Origin of the sequence: Chryseobacterium sp. WG23, from assembly GCF_024586575.1 — a bacterium.
Classification (GTDB): Bacteria; Bacteroidota; Bacteroidia; order Flavobacteriales; family Weeksellaceae; genus Chryseobacterium.
In genome coordinates this window covers 59,452-79,220 of record NZ_JALCZE010000012.1, presented here as the reverse complement: position 1 = coordinate 79,220, position 19,769 = coordinate 59,452, and the positions used below count along the sequence as shown (strand labels likewise).

The 19,769-nt window shown below is 35.7% G+C and carries 18 protein-coding genes and 3 tRNA genes; 6 read left to right on the top strand and 15 right to left on the bottom strand.

Features of this window, described 5'->3' with window-relative positions; translation table 11 throughout:
* Positions 1 to 356: 356 nt before the first annotated feature.
* The 3 genes from MP477_RS17985 to MP477_RS17975 all read left to right on the top strand — a co-directional run bounded on the left by MP477_RS17985 (position 357) and on the right by MP477_RS17975 (position 2,669).
* Positions 357 to 1,346, top strand: coding sequence for a hypothetical protein (locus tag MP477_RS17985; protein WP_257191464.1), 990 nt, complete (start codon positions 357 to 359; stop codon positions 1,344 to 1,346).
* Positions 1,347 to 1,816: 470 nt separating this feature from the next.
* Positions 1,817 to 2,206 carry a hypothetical protein gene (locus MP477_RS17980; protein WP_257191463.1) on the top strand — a complete coding sequence of 130 codons (390 nt, stop codon included), beginning with the start codon at positions 1,817 to 1,819 and terminating at the stop codon, positions 2,204 to 2,206.
* A gap of 34 nt (positions 2,207 to 2,240) precedes the next feature.
* Positions 2,241 to 2,669: an META domain-containing protein gene (locus tag MP477_RS17975; protein WP_257191462.1), complete on the top strand. Its 429-nt coding sequence runs from the start codon at positions 2,241 to 2,243 to the stop codon at positions 2,667 to 2,669.
* A gap of 52 nt (positions 2,670 to 2,721) precedes the next feature.
* On the opposite strand, the gene MP477_RS17970 is transcribed toward MP477_RS17975, so the two are convergent.
* From MP477_RS17970 to MP477_RS17930, 9 genes are all read right to left on the bottom strand, one after another.
* Positions 2,722 to 2,982, bottom strand: a complete 261-nt coding sequence (locus MP477_RS17970; RefSeq protein ID WP_257191461.1) for a SemiSWEET transporter — start codon at positions 2,980 to 2,982, stop codon at positions 2,722 to 2,724.
* Positions 2,983 to 3,028: 46 nt separating this feature from the next.
* Complete coding sequence (locus tag MP477_RS17965) at positions 3,029 to 4,063, bottom strand: FAD-binding oxidoreductase (RefSeq protein ID WP_257191460.1); 1,035 nt, start codon at positions 4,061 to 4,063, stop codon at positions 3,029 to 3,031.
* 54 nt (positions 4,064 to 4,117) lie between these two features.
* On the bottom strand, positions 4,118 to 5,056 hold the full coding sequence (gene gldN / locus MP477_RS17960; protein WP_230038706.1) for a gliding motility protein GldN: 939 nt from the start codon (positions 5,054 to 5,056) through the stop codon (positions 4,118 to 4,120).
* A 20-nt stretch (positions 5,057 to 5,076) separates the two neighbouring features.
* Entirely contained in the window at positions 5,077 to 6,666 is a 1,590-nt protein-coding gene (locus MP477_RS17955; RefSeq protein WP_230038704.1) for a GldM family protein, read from the bottom strand.
* 50 nt (positions 6,667 to 6,716) lie between these two features.
* Complete coding sequence (gene gldL, locus MP477_RS17950) at positions 6,717 to 7,415, bottom strand: gliding motility protein GldL (RefSeq protein WP_257191459.1); 699 nt, start codon at positions 7,413 to 7,415, stop codon at positions 6,717 to 6,719.
* 54 nt (positions 7,416 to 7,469) lie between these two features.
* Entirely contained in the window at positions 7,470 to 8,891 is a 1,422-nt protein-coding gene (gene gldK, locus MP477_RS17945; protein WP_230038700.1) for a gliding motility lipoprotein GldK, read from the bottom strand.
* Positions 8,892 to 8,999: 108 nt separating this feature from the next.
* A complete protein-coding gene (gene glmS / locus MP477_RS17940; protein WP_230038698.1) occupies positions 9,000 to 10,853 on the bottom strand; it encodes a glutamine--fructose-6-phosphate transaminase (isomerizing) in 1,854 nt (617 codons plus the stop codon).
* A gap of 31 nt (positions 10,854 to 10,884) precedes the next feature.
* Positions 10,885 to 12,513 carry a DUF4270 family protein gene (locus MP477_RS17935; protein ID WP_230038696.1) on the bottom strand — a complete coding sequence of 543 codons (1,629 nt, stop codon included), beginning with the start codon at positions 12,511 to 12,513 and terminating at the stop codon, positions 10,885 to 10,887.
* A gap of 13 nt (positions 12,514 to 12,526) precedes the next feature.
* Positions 12,527 to 13,297 (bottom strand): glycogen/starch synthase, encoded by a 771-nt coding sequence (locus MP477_RS17930; RefSeq protein ID WP_257191458.1) that lies wholly within the window; start codon positions 13,295 to 13,297, stop codon positions 12,527 to 12,529.
* Between the two features lie 172 nt (positions 13,298 to 13,469).
* Here MP477_RS17930 and panC point away from each other — a divergent pair, with 172 nt between their 5' ends.
* On the top strand, positions 13,470 to 14,318 hold the full coding sequence (panC, locus tag MP477_RS17925) for a pantoate--beta-alanine ligase (RefSeq protein WP_257191457.1): 849 nt from the start codon (positions 13,470 to 13,472) through the stop codon (positions 14,316 to 14,318).
* Between the two features lie 258 nt (positions 14,319 to 14,576).
* On the opposite strand, the gene MP477_RS17920 is transcribed toward panC, so the two are convergent.
* From MP477_RS17920 to MP477_RS17910, 3 genes are all read right to left on the bottom strand, one after another.
* Positions 14,577 to 14,649 (bottom strand) — tRNA-Lys (locus tag MP477_RS17920).
* Positions 14,650 to 14,701: 52 nt separating this feature from the next.
* Positions 14,702 to 14,784, bottom strand: a tRNA-Leu gene (locus MP477_RS17915).
* Positions 14,785 to 14,822: 38 nt separating this feature from the next.
* Positions 14,823 to 14,895 (bottom strand) — tRNA-Lys (locus tag MP477_RS17910).
* 114 nt (positions 14,896 to 15,009) lie between these two features.
* Here MP477_RS17910 and MP477_RS17905 point away from each other — a divergent pair.
* A complete protein-coding gene (locus tag MP477_RS17905) occupies positions 15,010 to 15,525 on the top strand; it encodes a shikimate kinase (RefSeq protein ID WP_257191456.1) in 516 nt (171 codons plus the stop codon).
* A gap of 11 nt (positions 15,526 to 15,536) precedes the next feature.
* On the opposite strand, the gene MP477_RS17900 is transcribed toward MP477_RS17905, so the two are convergent.
* Positions 15,537 to 15,974 (bottom strand): RNA-binding S4 domain-containing protein, encoded by a 438-nt coding sequence (locus tag MP477_RS17900; protein WP_257191455.1) that lies wholly within the window; start codon positions 15,972 to 15,974, stop codon positions 15,537 to 15,539.
* Between the two features lie 55 nt (positions 15,975 to 16,029).
* On the opposite strand from MP477_RS17900, the gene MP477_RS17895 reads away from it, so the two are divergent.
* Entirely contained in the window at positions 16,030 to 16,773 is a 744-nt protein-coding gene (locus tag MP477_RS17895) for a hypothetical protein (protein WP_257191454.1), read from the top strand.
* Between the two features lie 72 nt (positions 16,774 to 16,845).
* Here MP477_RS17895 and MP477_RS17890 read toward each other — a convergent pair whose 3' ends face one another.
* Both MP477_RS17890 and mtaB read right to left on the bottom strand, forming a co-directional pair.
* A complete protein-coding gene (locus tag MP477_RS17890) occupies positions 16,846 to 18,363 on the bottom strand; it encodes an FMN-binding glutamate synthase family protein (protein ID WP_257191453.1) in 1,518 nt (505 codons plus the stop codon).
* A 52-nt stretch (positions 18,364 to 18,415) separates the two neighbouring features.
* Positions 18,416 to 19,762 carry a tRNA (N(6)-L-threonylcarbamoyladenosine(37)-C(2))-methylthiotransferase MtaB gene (gene mtaB, locus MP477_RS17885; protein ID WP_257191452.1) on the bottom strand — a complete coding sequence of 449 codons (1,347 nt, stop codon included), beginning with the start codon at positions 19,760 to 19,762 and terminating at the stop codon, positions 18,416 to 18,418.
* Positions 19,763 to 19,769 lie beyond the last annotated feature (7 nt).

Here is a 19,769-nt window from a genome sequence, read left to right as displayed (position 1 = left end):
AACATATCTTAAAATTACATATTACACATTAAAAGCAATTGTATAGTTAATTAATCACAATAATTAGTATATTTATAAAAATAAACAACTAAAAATGAATAATTTAGTTTATATTTTAAAAAACACCATGAAAATTTTCTATCCTGATTTTACTAAGGGCTATAGGAAGTTCTGCTCTTTAGCAAATGTCTTTTTTTTCACTTCATATAATACTATTATTTCTCCAAATTTATATCTGTCTATGGGTTTCTTCCTCATAAATGCTTACAGTTTTTATAATACTGAGAAAATAAGTTTCCCAATTTTTGACATCTATTTTAACAAACGCTACACACAACACCTAAAATACTTTACTTATGAGAAAGAATTTATCTTTATTAGGATTGGTCTTTTTTTCAATCTTTTACGCGCAGGTAGGTATACATACCTCCAATCCTCAAAATACATTCCATGTGGATGGGGCAAAGGATAATCCCGCCACAGGAGCTCCTTCACTCACTCAGCAAGCCAATGACCTCATTGTAACTTCCAGTGGAAGTACGGGAATAGGAACGGCAACCCCCGATCCTTCCGCCATGCTGGAAGTCAATTCCCCTAACAAAGGAATTTTACCCCCAAGAGTGGTTCTAACTTCTGCTAATATGCAGCTTAGCGCCAATCCTAATGCTACCGGACTATTAGTTTACAATACGTCGTCAACTCCATTAAAAGCAGGGTATTACTTTTGGGATGGCATACAATGGCAAAAATTAGACTCTACAACAGATAACAGCGGTGGTAATGCCACTGTAGAGACGAAAGCTGTAATGGGACCTCTGACAGCCACTACAGATAATGGCAGAGCCGGCTACGCAATTGTTGTAACAACGCCTGACGGCAGATTTTCAGTACGCTGTTTTATTCCTACAGGAAGTTTGTTTGCTGATGTTAATTTACAGATCAGAAATAATGGTATTCCCACGGTAGATATCATTTCAAACGGGCATTATCTATGGTCCGGAGCGGGAGGATATCAGCAAAATCAGCTCAGATTACCATCTGCAGCATGGGCTGGTGACAATGCAACCACTTCACAGGCACTTATTGATGCAACAACCGGAGCCAGAATTCAAACTGCTCTTACCAATCCATATTGGGGAGATCCGGGTGTATATGCCAGTGGTGTTCCGGAGCAAAGACTCTATTCATGGACGACCACTGATGGTAATGACAAGGTTTTCTACAAAATGTATTTTATGATGGGTTCTTCTACCCCAGCCAGTGCAGGAAATGCAACAACATGTCCGGGTGGTATATGCAACACAACTAAAGCATTTTTCACCATAGACCAGGTTAAAGCTCCTTAATCGGCTTAAACTGATTCATATGATCCATAAGAAGAACTGAATCCTTTAGTTCTTCTTTTTATTGATGGATAGGCTGGCGGCACATTTTCTGGTAAGGGATGAAATCATTACAAAAACTAACTTTTATCATGATTTCCAATTATTTATAAAAGCCTATTGTTATTCTCTTCTATTTGAATTATTTTTGCCGGAAATTTAAACAACAAATGCAACATAAGAAATTTACACTTTATCTCATTTAAAATGAGCAAAATATACTCCTCTGCTTTTAGAGGTATGTTTTAAATTCTACATCAATTAATTCCTATTGGTCTGTTTCAAAGGTCTGTTTTTAACAAGCGAAGAGATGCGCTCCGATAAAAACACATTGTTAATTTTACATAAACTAACATATTTTTATTAAAAATATTTGTAAATTTATATAGTATTAACACCATAATTCATGAAACACTTTAAAATCACTTATCACTATGAAAAATTTATTACCATCAATCCTTTTAGGATTGGCAATTCTTTCCTCAACAGCGTGTAAACATCCTGGTAAAGAAGCTGAAGTTCTTACTGCTGCGCCGGAGAACAAAGATGAAATTTCCAAAAATGTTTATGTAGATAGCTATGGAGAAAAAATAGAAGTTACCATAAACAGTACTAAAAATACAGCCACAGTACATTTGAATGGCAAAACATATGATCTCAAAAAAAGTGATGCACTGCCAGAATATACTGCTTCAAATGAAGAGTATCAGTATTCTGAAATCAAAGGCAATATTACTTTTTTAAAGAAAAATGTAGACATGGTTCTTTTCCATCATAAAAAGGAGAGAAAAGAATCAGGACCGGCTAAAATGGCATCATATTAGCTGAAGAGTTAAACATACATTTAAATTAAACTTTATGAAAAACTTGTATTACTACCTATCAGCTCTTTTCCTTGCTGTATTTCTTGTTGCTTGTAAAACTCCTGCCGTACAGAAGTCTGCAGACATAACAGGAAAAACATGGAAACTTGTTGAACTTAACGGACAGCCAATTCAGTTAAAGAACCCTAAGAATAATCCTCATTTTAAACTTGACACCAATGGTATGAGATATGAAGGACATGCAGGATGTAACGGTTTGGGAGGTACTTTTGAAATAAAGCCTGACATCATGAGAATTAAATTCAACCAGGGAATGTCTACTATGATGGCATGTGAAGATCTGGATATTGAAAACCAATTTACAAAAGCTTTGCTTTCTGCAGATAACTATTCTGTAAACGGAAATACTTTGACTTTAAACAAAGCAAGAATGGCACCTTTAGCTAAATTTGTACAACAGTAAATTGAATCACAATAAAAATACAAAGACGCTCTGCAGTTGCAAAGCGTCTTTTTTATGCTTTTTTATTATACAATATATAACAGATTAAAAGACCTAGATTAACCAAAACTGCAAATGAGTTGGAAATAATAATAGGCAGTTCATCTTTCATAAAACCATACCAAACCCATAGAGAAAGCCCAACAATGAGAACAAGAAGCATAAGCAGGGAAATGTCTTCCACATTTTTTTCTCTGATGACTTTTACGAGTTGAGGAATCATAGAAACAGAAGTTAAAACCCCTGCAATAATTCCTAATATATTTTCATTCATGATTCTGTTGTTAAGAAATAAAAGAACGTTAATATAAAGAAAACTTTTATGATTTGAACCTGTTCGCAGAAACTTCTTCATGAAGAGGCATATCTTTCTCAATAAAATCATAAAGATTTTTTGAAAAATAACATCCGTTCAGAATTCCCCTTGCTCCCATCCCATTAAAGACATACAGGTTTTTTAATGATTCGTGCCTGCCAATAATAGGTCTTCTATCCTTTACTGTCGGGCGGAAGCCAAAATGAACTTCCTCCACTTCAAAATCATAGAAATAAAACTCTGAAAGACCATTTACCAATTGTTTTACTGCAGATTCATCTATATGATGGTGCAATTGTTCTCTATCATAGGTTCCACCATAGAAATGAAGCCCGTTTCCGGCAGGAAATAAAAAATGTTTCTTTTTGATTGTGATATCAGGAACAGCCTCGGAAAGTTTTACCTTAATATGATGTCCTTTATTTGGAATAACAGCAACATCTGAAAAATATGGATTTTGGGTAACTCCCATTCCTTCGCAGAAAACAATATTTTTAAAACTAAAATCTGTATAAGTAGCTTCCGAAGGATTCAGTTTCTCATAATCGAATTTTTCTTTTACCAAAAGGTCATTTTTTTCAAAATAACTAAATAAACCCGCAAAAAATCCATTAACATTCAATCTGGCTGACTGAGATACCTTTCCGCTAAGATAATCGTTTTTTACCACATTTAAAGACTCAAATTTTTTATCGAGAAAAGCTGATAAATCCTCATTCTCTGATTTCTTCAGCCATAGCTTCTGTTCATTTTCGTCATGAAAAATTCTATGGATAGATTTTTCAACCAGATAATTTTCGCCTGTATATGATGCTATTTCTTCAAGAGTATCTTTAAGGAAATCAATCTGCTCCTGAGCTTTCCAGAAAGTTGTAAACTTCTTAAGGACAACAGGATTAATGATACCGGCTGAGATTTGAGAAGCACTTTTTCTTCCTTCTGAAAATATTACAAAGGACTTATTATTTTTAATTAGCTGGTGAGCGAAGAAAAGTCCTGCATAACCATCACCCACTATAATATAATCTACATTTCTCATAATAAAAAAACCTGAGTAAAAGTACTCAGGTTTTCTATAAATATCAAGTGAAATTTAGTAATTCCACATATCATTTTCCATTTCAAGGATCTGCGTCTTGATTCTGTCGCTTTCATCCAGCTGATCATCAGCATCTCTAGGAATATAGTCTTTGATAGTACCATCTCCTAAACCGGCTGAAGATTTGTAGATTATAGAAGAAAATCTTCTTGCATTGATGATATCATCGAAAGATAAATCAGCTGAAGAGTTTTTTCTGTTGAAAACATAATTGTTGGCTAAGACATCTCTTGCATTCGGATAGAAAATCCAGAATAAATCAATCAATTCGTCATTGCTGGCAATTGGTTTCCCGTCAGGGCCTATAACTCCCTGTACTGCAGGGTCTGGACCCATAGCAGCAATACCGAGAGGTCTGTATTTCATCTGTCCGTCTCTCTTGTCAATGAACCACATACCCATTATTTTAAGAACTTTCACTTTATCAGTTGTAGTCTCAATAATATCAGTATATTCTTTTTTCTCCTGCTCAGTTAATTGTCTTCCAGAGTTCAGGATATCAATTGCAGCATCACTGATCTTAACATTAACCAACCTTTTCTTAATTCCTTCCGGAGTAAGTTTATCTACAAAATTCTCATCATTATAAACCTGCTCAATTTTACCGCTTAAAGCAGCATCAAGCAATAATTTATATAAAGATCTTGTAGGAGTAGAAAGAAGGCCATCCGGATTATCATAATAGAATGGCTGATTGATCTTATCATTCATATCAATGATTTCCCAAACAAACATACTTTTAAGGATATCTTTATCTTCTACAAAACCATATTCAAGAGGCTTTACTGTTTTATCAATAATAGTATCACCAACTTTCTGTTTATTCTCCTCTCTCATCTTTCTGAACTCTTCCGGAGAAGATGAATTCAGAATAGTCTGGGACAAAGCAAATCCCGAAACTAATACTAAAAGGGTGCTAATATATTTCTTCATAATAAGTTACAATTTTAGTCCTATTGAACATTAATTAATATAGGAGTAATGTTTTTAATCTGTTGCCCTTCCAAACCTTGAGCTGTTGCTTTAATATCAAATATTGAAAATACATCTCCTGATCTTAAGTTTCTCACCAGTCCAGCTGCTTCGCCTAAAGAATTTCCATGGATCAGCAATGCTGCTTTTCCAGGTACTCTTACCATAAACTGAGTAACAGTGAACGATACTGGGAAGTCAAAGTCAGGAATAGTTGCCTGTACCGTTTGATTCGGGATAGAACTTGCCGGCATAGATAATATATTCTGTCCTCTCATCTGACCTTGTGGTGGCGGTACATTCTTGATTCTATATTCAAATACCTGAGATACTGATTTACCATAAGGATCAAGTCCTGATAATGTTAACTTCACTGTAGTACCTGCACCAGGTTTTACATTCCACTTTCCAGGACCTGTACTTTTCACAGCTGCTCCCGGAGCTGATAATGAAAGCTTAGCATTGTCTGCACCTAAGATTGATCCTGAAACAGGGTTCTCAAGTCCTCTATACATTACATTCATTTTGTCAGCAGAAAGTAATAGTCCTTTTTCAAGTTTTACTTCTCTAGGTCCTGCAATTACATTATAAGTATGCGTCCAAGGGAAGTTTTGCGCTTTGCCTGTAGCATCTGTTAATGTAATCATTCCTCCTAATTTATGTTCACCGATACCGGAACCAGAGATAGGAATAATACCTTTTCCATTCTCCAATTTACTTACACCGGAGATACTGATTTTGTTACTGTTAGAATAGTTACCCAACATTACTTTTACTTCAGCCTGCTTACCAGCCTGGATATCCACCGGACCTGCAACAATAGCTTCATAACTTGTAAACTTAATGCTTGCATCTACTTTCTCCTGAAGCAATAATGCCAGTGCATCAGACTGAACATTTCTGGCATCATTTTGGATAATCTCTAAATTGGAAATAGCTGCAATTAAAGGCTGGTGATAGAATTTATTCTGAAACCAAGTCTTATCATTTGGAGATTTTCCTTTAGGATATTCTGCAATAAGAGATTTGTTAGCTCTTTCTACTAAATCTTTAAGCTGAGCATTGTTCCCAAAAGTAACGTTAATGTAATTTCTTACATCATCAATTTTAGCTTTTAGGTCTAATGCATTCTTAGAAGGCGCATTTTCATCTCCTTCTTTAAAGAAATATTCTGTAGTTGCTTCATTATTGTTAAGTGCCGCAAAGTTCTCACTTACATCAACATCTTTTCCATCCTTATCTTTGTCATGAAACTCAGATTGTCTTTTCAGAAGATCTTTGATATCCTGAGAAGATTTCACCAACGCATCAATCTTGGTTTTCAATACCTTATACTGTGCCCAAGGCTGTGCATAAGTATCGGGAACCTGCTGTGCTTTAGCTTCAAGCGTCTTTTCAAAGATTTTCTCGTTCTTTCTTTCTGTTAAAGTTCTGGTTTCATTTAATGCTCTGGTAGAGTCGTAATATGATCTGATGATTTCTGCATCAATGTTTAGGGCCATCATCGCGATGAACACCAGATACATCAGGTTGATCATCTTCTGACGAGGGGTCTGTTTTCCTTGTGCCATTCTCTGTTTCTTTTTTTAGATTAAATAGTTATTTAGAAATGGTTTAGGAATTAAGACTTCATAGCAGTTAACATACCACCATAAACTCTGTTTAAATTATTCAGATTAGAGGTTAAACCTTGTAGCTCTTGGTTGAATTTTTCAGATTGCTCTGCAGATTTCTGCATATCAGCAACATATTTGTTTGCGTACTCAGATTGTTTTTTACCATTCTCAAGTTGCATAGCATATAAAGCATTCATACTTTCCATATGCTGAGCAGCTTTATTCAACTGATCATTATATTTATGAGTAGAAGCTGATACATCTACAGTTTGGTTGATTTGATCTACAGAATTTGAAAATTTATCAATTCCTGTTCTTAATCTGTCAAATAACTGAACATCCAATTTAGCATCCTCAAGCATCTTATCCAATTTCTTAGAAAGAGAATTTTCCAATTCGGCAAATTGAGCTGCAGCATTGTTATTTCTAGAAGAAACATTAGAATGTAAAGGGTTTGGGTTAGCATGCTTATCTAATAGTTCAGGATAAACATTTTCCCATGCATAAGACTCTTCAGATTTTGGAGGGTCGAATGCAAAAATGATAAAGATAATTGCCTCTGTAATAAGCCCTACTGTAAGAGCGATATTACCATTAATGGGCCCCAAGGTAATGTGAGTAATTTTAAGCCAAGCTCCAAGAATTACAATTGCAGCACCGAATGAATAAAAGAAATTCATCCAAGCATCTTTAGTCTTAAACATATTGAGTTAGTTTTTTTATGTTAAATAAAATTGTTTTGAAAAATAATTGTCTCGTTATCTGTTAACTCTTCTTGGTTTCACAGCTGCTTCAGGAATATCCTGAACAGTTCTGAATCCGATATAGCTTCTAGCAGAATCTTTTCTTTCCCAATCTCTTGCCCCTGTCATCAATGCATATCCTATATCTTTCCAAGATCCACCTCTTACAGATTTCTTAGTATCCTTTTTATCTTTTGTAGAAGGATTTAATGTAGAAGAGAATCCATATGAAGAATTGTTATATGCAGATTCTGTCCATTCAGAAACGTTTCCAGCCATATCAAATAACCCAAATCCATTTTTCTTAAATTTCTTAACTGGAGCTGTATATGTATAAGTACCTTTTTTCTCGTCTTCCATGTAGTTACCTCTCTTAGGTTTAAAGTTTGCTAAGTAGCAACCTCTGTCATCCATCAAATATGGACCTCCCCAAGGGTAAGTGGCGTTTTGCATACCGCCTCTTGCAGCATATTCCCATTCAATTTCTGTTGGAAGACGGAACTGCAATGGTCTTTGTTTTTTTCTTTTTAAACTTTCGTTGTAATCTGTTTTCAATTTAGATCTGAAGTTACAATAAGCTCTTGCCTGATCCCAGGTTACTCCTACTACAGGGTAGTTTTTGTAAGCTTTGTGCCAGAAATATTGTTCAAATAATGGCTCATTGTAAGCAAAGTGGAAATCTTTTACCCAAACTGTAGTATCCGGATAAATCGCGATACTTTCGCTTTTAAGGTAATTAACTCCTCTTTCGTTATCAGCAAGTGCAGCATCCATATCTCCCCAACGGTAAGTATATTTAAGCTTACTAACATCTAAAATTCTTTCGTTTCCAATTCTGGAAGATGCAGGCAAGTATAATGCTTCTAAAACCTCTGCATACTCTACATCCGGATATTTTGAAGTACTCCAATGTAATGGAATTTTCCAATCTAATCTTTTGCTGGCATCATAGGTTCCATCTTCACGGCCTCCCTGGCCTTCCATATATTCCTGATAAGGCGTTAAATTCTCTTCTTTTTTAGCAAGGTATGCATAATCTCCTATGCTTGCTCCTTTACCTCCGCCTTCATCACCACCTTCTCCGGCAGCTTCAGCAAGTAAAGTTCTCGCAATAGAATCTCTTACATAATTGATAAATACCCTGTATTCTGAGTTGGTAGTTTCTGCTTCATCCATGAAGAAAGAAGAAACAGTAACGGTTTTCAATGCTGTTTTTTCAGGTGTATGTGTTGGATCCTGATCTGCGAGACCAGCAACAAATGAACCTGCAGGAATTGCGACCATTCCGTATGGTCTTTCCGCAACAAATGATTTCGTTTTTTCTCTTGGTATCAATTCTCCTTTTGTTCCAGGCTTCCCTACAGAAGAGCTGCCACCACCTGAACAAGATACCGATGCTACCGATGCAGACAATAATAAAAGAAATATCCTTTTCATGTTAATTTTTATAATTAAGCCGTAAATATATAATTTTTTTAAGAAACTTTTAAGATTTTTTTTGAAATAACGGAAGAAATCTAAATTTATTTTATTTACAACAACTTTTTATTCAACAGTAACAGATTTTGCTAAGTTTCTTGGCTGATCAACGTTTGCGCCTCTATAAACTGCAATATAATAAGCAAGTAACTGTAGGGGCACTGATGCAACGATTGGTGAGAAACATTCTGAAGTTTCAGGAATTTCAATCACATAATCTGACATTTCACTTACCTGACGGTCTCCTTTGTTGACTACAGCGATAATTTTCCCTTTTCTAGCTTTAATTTCCTGAACATTACTTACAATTTTATCATAATGACCTTTTTTAGGTGCTATAATAACAATTGGCATGTTTTCATCAATCAAAGCAATAGGGCCATGCTTCATTTCTGCTGCCGGATATCCTTCTGCATGGATATAAGAAATTTCTTTTAGTTTTAAGGCTCCTTCTAAGGCCGCAGGATAGTTGTATCCTCTTCCTAAGTAAAGGAAATTGGTAGTTTCTACAAAATCTTTTGCAATTTCCTGAACCTGCTCATGGGTAGCACTTAAAACTTCTTCAATTCTCTTAGGAATAGCGTCCAATTCAGCAATTAAGCTCATAAATTCAGCATTCCCCAAGTTTCCGTTATGTTTACCTAATTTAAATGCAATAAGGGTAAGAATGGTAAGCTGAGCTGTAAATGCTTTTGTAGAAGCCACTCCAATCTCAGGACCTGCATGGGTGTATGAACCTGCATCTGTAATTCTTGCAATAGACGAATCTACCACATTACATATACCGTATATAAATGCACCTTTTTCTTTTGCCAGTTTTAGAGCAGCCATTGTATCTGCTGTTTCTCCGGATTGAGAAATTGCAATAACCACGTCTTTATCAGTAATAATAGGGTTTCTATATCTGAATTCTGAAGCATATTCTACTTCAACAGGAATTCTTGCATATTCTTCAATAAGGTATTCTCCGATAAGACCTGCATGCCAAGAAGTACCACAAGCAATTATAATAATCCTGTTGGCATTTTTAAATCTTTCTACATGATCCCAGATCCCAGCCATTTTAATAACTCCCTCATCTACAAGAAGTCTCCCTCTCATGGTATCATGGATAGACTTTGGCTGTTCAAAGATTTCTTTAAGCATAAAATGCTCGTAACCTCCTTTTTCAATCTGCTCCAGGCTCAGTTTAAGCTGTTGGATTTCCGGCTCGATTTTAGAGTTTTCATTGATTGTTCTAATATCCACTCCGTTCTCAAGAGAAATAATAGCCATATGTCCTTCTTCCAGATAAATTGCTTCTTTTGTAAATTCTACAAAAGGAGAAGCATCTGAAGCAATAAAGTATTCATTTTCTCCGATTCCTATTGCTAAAGGTGAACCTAATCTTCCCACTACCAATACTCCAGGATAATCTTCATGAAGTACAGTAATTGCATAAGCTCCATATACTTCATTCAATGCATATCTCACCGCTGTCGGGAAATCAATCTCAGGATTCAGTTCCATGAAATACTGAATAAGATTGACCAATACTTCAGTATCAGTTTCTGATTGGAAAGTATATCCTTTCTCAGTAAGCATTTTTTTAATAGTATCATAATTCTCAATGATCCCATTATGCACAATAGCTATTTTTCCATTATTTGACAAATGCGGGTGTGAGTTTCTGTCACTTGGAACCCCGTGAGTTGCCCAACGTGTGTGTCCCATCCCAATTTTGGCTGTTCCTTTCAATTCTGCTGAAATATTCACCAAATCATCAACCTTACCTTTTGTTTTTTCTACTGAAAATTTCTTTTCTGTATTTTCTAAAACAATTCCTGCACTGTCATATCCTCTGTATTCTAATCTTCTAAGACCATTGATTACTATTTCGTAAGCATCTTGAAAACCTGTATATCCTACTATTCCGCACATATTTTATTTTGTCTAGTGTTATGTTTGTTGTTTATTTTTTTGTACCGTATGTAACTCTCAGCTGAATTCTATTCGCACTTTTGTCACTTCCGGTCAATATCGTTCTGTTCATATCAAATGCTCTTGTTGTAAATGTTGGTCCAAAATAGGCTCCTGAACTTACAACTCTTGCAAATGCACCCTGATTGATAATTAATAGATTATTTTTAAACTGATACTCATTATCCGTAGTAATTTTAATACCATCTGAAGGTCCTTCAACAATACCTTTAATAGTCTTTGTTACCACAAAGTCATAATATAATGGTTTTTCATTGATCAGATAAAGAGGGAATCCTGCTGTTAAATCTGCAGTAAAGCCTGGCGAAACGAATTCTCCGTCTTTTCCTTTGTCTTTATTTACAGGAAGAAGTGTAAATCTGCTGTCTCCAAATTTTGAATGCTTATTAGACCATGTCAATGGATCTACATAAACTCTGATCTTTGCACTTATAATTCCTGCTTTATCTTTTGCATATAAACTTTTAAGCTTATTAATCTCCTCTTCCGGAATTTTCACTCCTATAGAAGGACCTCCCATTCCCTGAGCATAAAGCTTCGGATCACCAGTGGTTTCATTGCTTGCTGCTAATGCAGATTCAACCTGAGATCCTGTTCTGTTATAAGTATACTGCCCTATGTGAACATTACCTCCTCCTAAATTAAATTTAAGCGTAGTTTGTGGTCTTGTCGTTGTACCATTATCTGTTTTATCATATTTATAGTACATAATAAGCTCCATATCATTAGGTGAAAACTGGAAAAGGTATCTATCCGTTTCACTTACTGAAATTTTAATTCCTCTTAAGTATCTGATAAAGTTAGCTGTATTTTGCAATTCAGGCATTCCTTTTTTATCTACAATTCTGGTTTGGAAGAAGTCTTTGTCCAACTTCATTCTAAAGTCATTAGTAGAATTGAATAACGCGGTATTATCAGATTTTTTAGTCACTGCTACCGTGCTTACTCTTCCGTCAAATACTGCTGAACCTAATAATCCGCCCGTACTCACATCTACATTTGAACGGGTGAAAGGTTTAGCGTTAGCATCCAGGAAAGTTGTCACTTCATGTACATTTATGGTCATAGAGTTATACTGACCTCCTATTTTACCATATTTAAAAACCGGGTATGTCTTTTTATCTATAGAAACAGGTACTGTTTCGTTCCCTACCGGGAAATCACTTCTGTCATAAGCACCTGGTGCTTTTACTGAATCTGTGATATAGTTTGGTGTTTTTATAACCAGGACAACAGAGTCTACTTTTGCGTTAGGTCCGGTAAAATCGAAGTTATCGGTAGGCATTCTCAATTGTGTAATATAAGATGCTTTCTGGCCTCCGAACTGACCTTCGGTAAAGGCACCCAGAACACCAACGGTTGTGAATCCTCCTGCAGCATTCTGCTCACTGATAAGTTTGGAAGCATCACTTCTGATGGAATCATGATTATTAATATTATATGCAATAAGATCATATAATGTTTCATTTCCATCTGCTGCATCTTTTATAAACAGTTGTTCTCCAAGGGCATCTGCATCCGGTTCACAGTTATAAAGAATTGCACTTCCGAAAATCGCCAGTAAAAGCATGGCGAAAGTCTTTTTAAGATTATGAGTCATTAAAAATGTGTTTTTAATAAAGTTGGTTTATAGAATCTACGTCAAGATATTCTGACTTTTGGGTAGCTGTTTCATTGAAAGCCTGATCAAGGTCTTCATCCAGAAACTCATCTCCCTTTACAACTGCATCCACGTAGTTCATACTTTCGATAACAAAGCTTTTAATTGTTGGATTATCTAACGCTTTTAATCCTGAAATATTATCAAACTTCAATTTTTCATCAATCTTTTTATCCAAGGCAGCGTCTTTCTCGTTATACAGGGAAAGAACAATTTTAGCGTCTTTGAAATAAGTATCGGATTCGTAATACGTTTTAAGGTAAATAGGGACAAAAGAAGACATCCATCCGTTCAGGTGAATAACATCCGGTACCCAGTTCAGCTTTTTGATGGTTTCAATAACTCCTCTTGCAAAGAAAATAGCTCTTTCGTCGTTATCCTCGAAAGGATTTTCTTCGTCGTCAAAATAGTATTGCTTTCTTTTGAAGTATTCTTCATTATCAATAAAGTAAACCTGAAGTCTTTCCCCCGGAAGAGACGCTACTTTAATAATTAAGGGCTGGTCCAGGTCATTGATAATAATATTCATTCCTGAAAGACGGATTACCTCATGAAGCTGGAATTTCCTCTCACTTATTTGTCCAAATCTTGGCATAAAAACTCTTACATCATTGCCTTCATTGTGCATCTTAAGTGCCATTTTGTTTACCACTGCAGCCATATTGGTATCTTCCTGATATGGATACATCTCTGTAGTAATGTACAGTATTTTTTGATTCGGCATAAACTTTCTATCTAATTTTTTGTAAAAATGCTTTAATGTGCAAAATTACAAAAAAACATCCAACATTATTTTAATTAACATTTTTTTACGAAAATTCCCTTTTCCAAATTATTAAAAACACACTTTATTATGTGATATTTTTAGTATTTTTGAAATAGTATTAAAATAAACTATGGAAGTTATAAGAAATAGGAAAGTCCTTCAGGATTTCATTGAAAGACAGAAAGAAATGGGAAAAAGAATAGGCTTTGCCCCTACTATGGGAGCCCTTCATAAGGGGCATCTTTCTCTATATGAAGAAGCAAAAAAGGAGAATGATCTTGTTATTTCATCAATTTTTGTAAATCCGACTCAATTTAACAATCCTGAAGACCTTGAAAAGTATCCTAGGGACATTAACAGAGATATTTTAATCCTTGAAAACTCTGGGCTTGTAGATGCTGTGTATATTCCCGAAGTAATAGATATCTATCCTGAAAAAGCAGAAAGCAAGCATTATGATTTTGATGGACTTGAGAATGAAATGGAAGGAAAATCACGACCGGGACACTTTGACGGGGTAGGAACCGTAGTAGAAGAACTTTTCAGACAGGTAAAGCCTGACAGCGCTTATTTTGGAGAAAAAGATTTCCAGCAATTAGCCATTATTAAGAAAATGGTTGAAAAAACACATCTTCCGGTTAAAATAACAGGAGTTCCCATCTATAGAGCAGAAAACGGACTGGCACTAAGCTCAAGAAACCAAAGACTTCATGAAGACCGAAAAGAAGCTTCAAAAATCATTTACGAAACCCTGAATAAAGTAAACGACTGGTTCCGAACGGTAACGATTACAGAAATTAAGGAAAGGGTAAAGGATATTTTTGACAACCAGCAAGGAATGCACCTGGAATATTTCCTGATTGCTGATGAAAATACATTAAAAGAAACTGATTTCTTCTATAAAGACAGAAATTTCAGAGCCTTTATTGTAGTGGTGGTAGATGGGGTAAGATTAATTGACAATATACATTTAGATTAAAAAACTATATAACACCTATATAATTTTTATAAAACACAAACTCTGATGGTAACGTCAGAGTTTTTTGATCAGTCTCAAAAGTTGTGGACTAAGCAAATTGGTTAAATCTAGCCCTCAACTTTTGCACCTGATCCGTTTTTTTGATTTATTACTTCTTATGATTATTAACACAAAAAATCAAAGGTCTCTTGAGGAGACCTTTGAAACACCAAATCACAAAATATTAATATGAAAAAAATTTACTTTTCAGTAAACTTGTGACCCGGCTGGGATTCGAACCCAGGACCCATACATTAAAAGTGTATTGCTCTACCAGCTGAGCTACCGAGTCGGCCACAATTAAAATGAATTACTTCATTATTAATTATAAATTTTCTTTGCAGTGCCTGCGACTGGACTCGAACCAGCACATCCTTAGGAAACCACCCCCTCAAGATGGCGTGTCTACCAATTTCACCACGCAGGCAATAAAATTACAAAAAAATAAGTAATTTTTATTGCTAGTGACCCGGCTGGGATTCGAACCCAGGACCCATACATTAAAAGTGTATTGCTCTACCAGCTGAGCTACCGAGTCGGTCACTTACACATCAAGTTTCATTTAAGTAATGTCCCTTGTTTTAAGTGGTGCAAAGATATGACTTTTTTCTTTATCTCAAAACTTTTTCGCAAATTTGTTCAAAAAAAATTCATGATAATTTCACTGATTGGATACATGGGAAGTGGCAAATCTCACATTTCCAAAATATTAAGCGAAAAAATAGATTTTAAATTAATTGACCTCGATAAAGAGATCGTCAGGAGAAATAAATTAACCATTCCTGAAATATTCGAAAAAAGGGGGGAAATCTATTTTAGAAAGCTGGAAAGAGAGGCATTGGAAGAGATTCTGGCTTCTGAAGAAAACGTGGTTTTAAGTCTTGGTGGAGGGACTCCTGTGTATTATAATAATATGGAGATCATTAATCATAACTCAAAGAGCATATTTTTAAGAACATCGGTAGGAACATTGGTAGAAAGACTTTCAAAACAGAAAGAAAAAAGACCAATAATTGCTACTATTACAGATGAAGATCTCCCCGAATTCATTGCCAAGCACCTATTTGAAAGAAATCAATTTTACAGCAAGGCACAGTACAGTTTAAGCACGGATTCCAGAGAACCTGAGGATATCGTTAAGGAAATAATAGAAAAGCTCTATCTCTAGAGCTTTTTATTTTAATCTTCTTTTTCGGTTTCATTGTTTGTTTCTCCAAAGAAATCGTCCCAATCTGTAAAGTCTCCATCAATATCATTTCCTACATATTCATCCATTTCCCTTCTGTCTTTTTTAGTAGGCCTTCCTTCTCCTTTATTTCTGTAATAATCCTGGGACATTTTACGAAGTTTCAGCAATTCATACTGTTCCTTATCTGTCACATCCTGTATGTGAAGTGAGACAAGCTTTGCTCCTATCCTGCTTTTAGGAATCTGAACTACCTTTATTTTATAATCAATCTGATTTTTCCGAATTTTAATAACATCTCCCTCTTTTACCTCTTTTGACGACTTTACGGCGGACGTTCCCATCGAAACCCTGTTCTTTTTAATTTCCTCTGTTGCAATACTTCTCGTCTTATAAAAACGAATGCACCATAAAAATTTATCTATTCTCATAATTTTTTATACTTTTGCCGTTATATTATTTGTAAAGTAATTAAACTTTTTTGAAATGAAAAAAATATTTTTATATATCCTTGCAGGATCTTTATGTTTTACGGCGTGTAAAAAAAATGATGCAGTAGATACCATTAATGAACCTGAAGACATTAACGTCCAAAACAGCTATGACGATCAGGCGATTAAAAAGTTTATGGATGAAAATTACCTCGATGCACAGGGAAATGTAAGAACTTTCAGTACAACAGACGCCAGTGATGATAATGAAAAGAAATTATCAGCTCTTCCTAACGAAACTTTACCATCAGGTACTGTTTTCATTACAAGACCTGATGCTCAGCCCACTAATGGAGTAGCAATTACTAAAGGAGACAGTTTACGTATCATGATGAACGCGCTGACTTTTGTAGCCACCGATAACAACGGAAGTGTTGTATATGGAGCAAAAACACCTTTGACTAATTACAACACCATCAGTGAAACCGGAATTCCAGTAGTAGATCCAAAATTCTACTATATTAAAAATTACAATAAATTAATCAAAAATGCTACTACAGACATAGCGAAGCAAAAAAGTTATTATATGATTGAAGGCTTTAATGAGGCTTTACAGAAATATAAAGCTTTTGATAAAGCAGATGGAGAAAGCTATAATCTTCAAGGGGTTATTATAGTACCGTCCAGAGCGGCTTTTGCAAGAGATCCTCATTACAATTACAGTGGATATTCTTTCAGAAACAGAACTTTTGTCTTCAACTTCCAGGTCTATAAAAATACACCAAGAGCCGCTGATTAAGCTCAATAAAAAATAATAAATCCCCACAATGAAAACCATTGTGGGGATTTTATTTTATACTCTGTTTTACATTTAAGACCTTGCTTTTTGCTTTACATTACCCAGAATATCCGGGAAGTATAAGTCAGCAAGATGATCAAACTCATCTCCTCTCATAAACATGGTAGCATCTACTTCTTCATAAGAACTTCTTCCGGCAGCAGCAATCAGTTCATTACAGGTATGAAGCGTATTTTTGTGGAAGTGATATACCCTTTCGCTTTTATCAGTAACATCCAGTCCTTTAATCAGCATTTTATCCTGAGTAGCAACCCCGGTAGGACAGTTATTGGAATTACAACGTAAAGCCTGAATACATCCTAAAGAGAACATAAAACCTCTGGCGTTGTTACACATATCTGCTCCCATAGCAACAGCCCTTAAAATGTCCAGGCTGGTAAGCACTTTACCGCTGGCAATTACTCTTAATTTATTTCTTACGTTATAGCTGTTCAGTGTTCTGTTTACAAAGATCAGTGCAGGCTCCAAAGGCATTCCCACTCCATCTGAAAATTCCGGCGGAGCAGCTCCTGTTCCCCCTTCTGCTCCATCTATCGTGATAAAGTCAGGATAAATTTTCAGCACATTCATTTGTACGCAGATATCTTCAAACTCTTTAGTATCTCCTATACAAAGCTTAAACCCGACGGGCTTACCTCCGGAAAGCTCTCTCAGGTGCTGTACAAACCTCAGCAATCCTGCTGCATCATGAAAAGAAGAGTGTGATGGAGGTGAAATAACAGTCATCCCCGGGGTAACGTGACGGATTGCTGCAATTTCCGGAGTATTTTTCACTCCCGGAAGCACTCCTCCATGTCCTGGTTTGGCACCTTGAGACAATTTGATCTCAATCATTTTTACATTCGGCAGGTTCGAGTACTTTGTGAATAATTCAGGGTTAAATTTTCCTTCTTCATCACGGCATCCAAAATAACCGGTCCCAATCTGCCAGCATAAATCTCCTCCTTCCATATGATGGGGCGATATTCCTCCTTCTCCTGTATTGTGGTAAAAATTACCTTTTTTAGCACCTCTATTTAAAGAAATCTGAGCCCTGTCACTTAATGCACCAAAACTCATTGCTGAAATATTAAATAAAGAAGCATGGTAGGGCTGTGTACATTGTTCGCCACCTACCCAAACTCTTGGAAGTTCTTCAGATGGTGACTTTGCATAAATAGAATGTTTAATTCCTTCATATTTTCTATGATTAACTTCCAGCTGGGTACCAAAAGCAACAGTGTCACTTAAATTTTTGGCACGCCTGTATACTGCAGAACGCTGATTCCTTGGAAACGGCTTCCCATCTGTCTCTCTTTCGATGAAGTACTGCTGCATTTCCGGCGAAATACTTTCAAAAAAGTACCTGAAGTACCCTAATACAGGAAAGTTCCTCAGAATAGCATGTTTAGACTGGTACGCATTGTAAACACCTAATGCATAGATGGCGGACAGCAGGATGGGTATCCAATAGTGCGCTCTGATCAGTAATGCTACAATCCACGTAGCAGTTACTAATACAATTCCCCAAGATAAAAACTTATCTCTCATGAATGTAGTATTTAAAGTTAAAAATAAATTTAGTAGAATTTTTGCAAAGAGCCTATGCTTTTGCTAAAAAATTTTGGTAGGAAGATTGCACAGAAACCGTGCCATCTGACAGGATTTTTTCTAAATTTAGAAATTCTATTTGATTGACAAAGGCAGGATCAAAGTCTTTCTGGACTCTCACGTAGTTTTCTGTGAAGCCAAACATTTTTCCGTCTTTATTTTCATGCTCCCAAAGTACGGGAAGCGTTTTACCCAGTTGAGTCTGATAAAATGCCATTTTCTTCTTTTCAGAAAGAATTCTAAGCATTTTATTACGTTTTTTTCTTTCAGCTATAGGAACTACTCCGTCCATATCAGCAGCTTCTGTATTTTCTCTTTCAGAATAAGTAAATACATGAAGATAAGTAATAGGAAGTTCATTCAGGAAATTATACGTTTCCATAAACCGTTCCTCAGTTTCGCCAGGGAATCCGACGATAACATCTACTCCAATAGCAGCATCAGGCATTACTTCGCGAATCTTATTTACCCTGTCATTATAGAGCTTGGTAAGATAACGGCGTTTCATTTTTTTCAATAAATCATCACTTCCGGACTGCAGTGGAATATGGAAATGCGGAACAAAGCTTTTACTTTTGGAAACCAGTTCTATACTTTCATCTTTTAAAAGATTAGGCTCAATAGATGAAATACGGATTCTTTCTATTCCTTCCACTTTGTCAAGTTCAGAAATAAGATCTAAGAAAGTATGTTCATGTTTTTTGTTTCCAAACTCTCCTTTTCCGTAATCTCCAATATTTACTCCTGTAAGAACAATTTCTTTAATATCTTTGGCTGCAATTTCTGTAGCATTTTTAAGGACATTTCCAATGGTATCAGAACGGGAAATCCCTCTTGCCAGCGGAATGGTACAGTAAGTACATTTATAGTCGCATCCGTCCTGAACTTTAAGGAAAGCTCTGGTTCTGTCACCAATTGAATAACTTCCAATAAAAAAGTCGGTTTCTTCAATTTCACATGAGTGAACGATTCCTTCGTTTTCCGTTTTCTCCAGATCGTCAAGGTAACTTAAGATATTGAATTTTTCTTTCGCTCCCAATACCAGATCTACACCGTCAATCTGTGAAATCTCTTCAGGTTTCAGCTGTGCATAGCAACCTACAATAACAACCAGCCCTTCCGGGTTAGCCTTCATTGCTCTTTTTACGTGAAGTTTACATTCACGGTCTGCATTTTCTGTTACTGAACATGTATTGATGACATACACATTAGCCTTATCATCAAAGCTTACCTTATTATAACCTGCATCTGTTAATTGACGGGCAATAGTAGATGTTTCTGCAAAGTTTAATTTGCAGCCAAGTGTGTGAAACGCGGCAGTTCTGTGAAAAGTAGACATTTGTTAC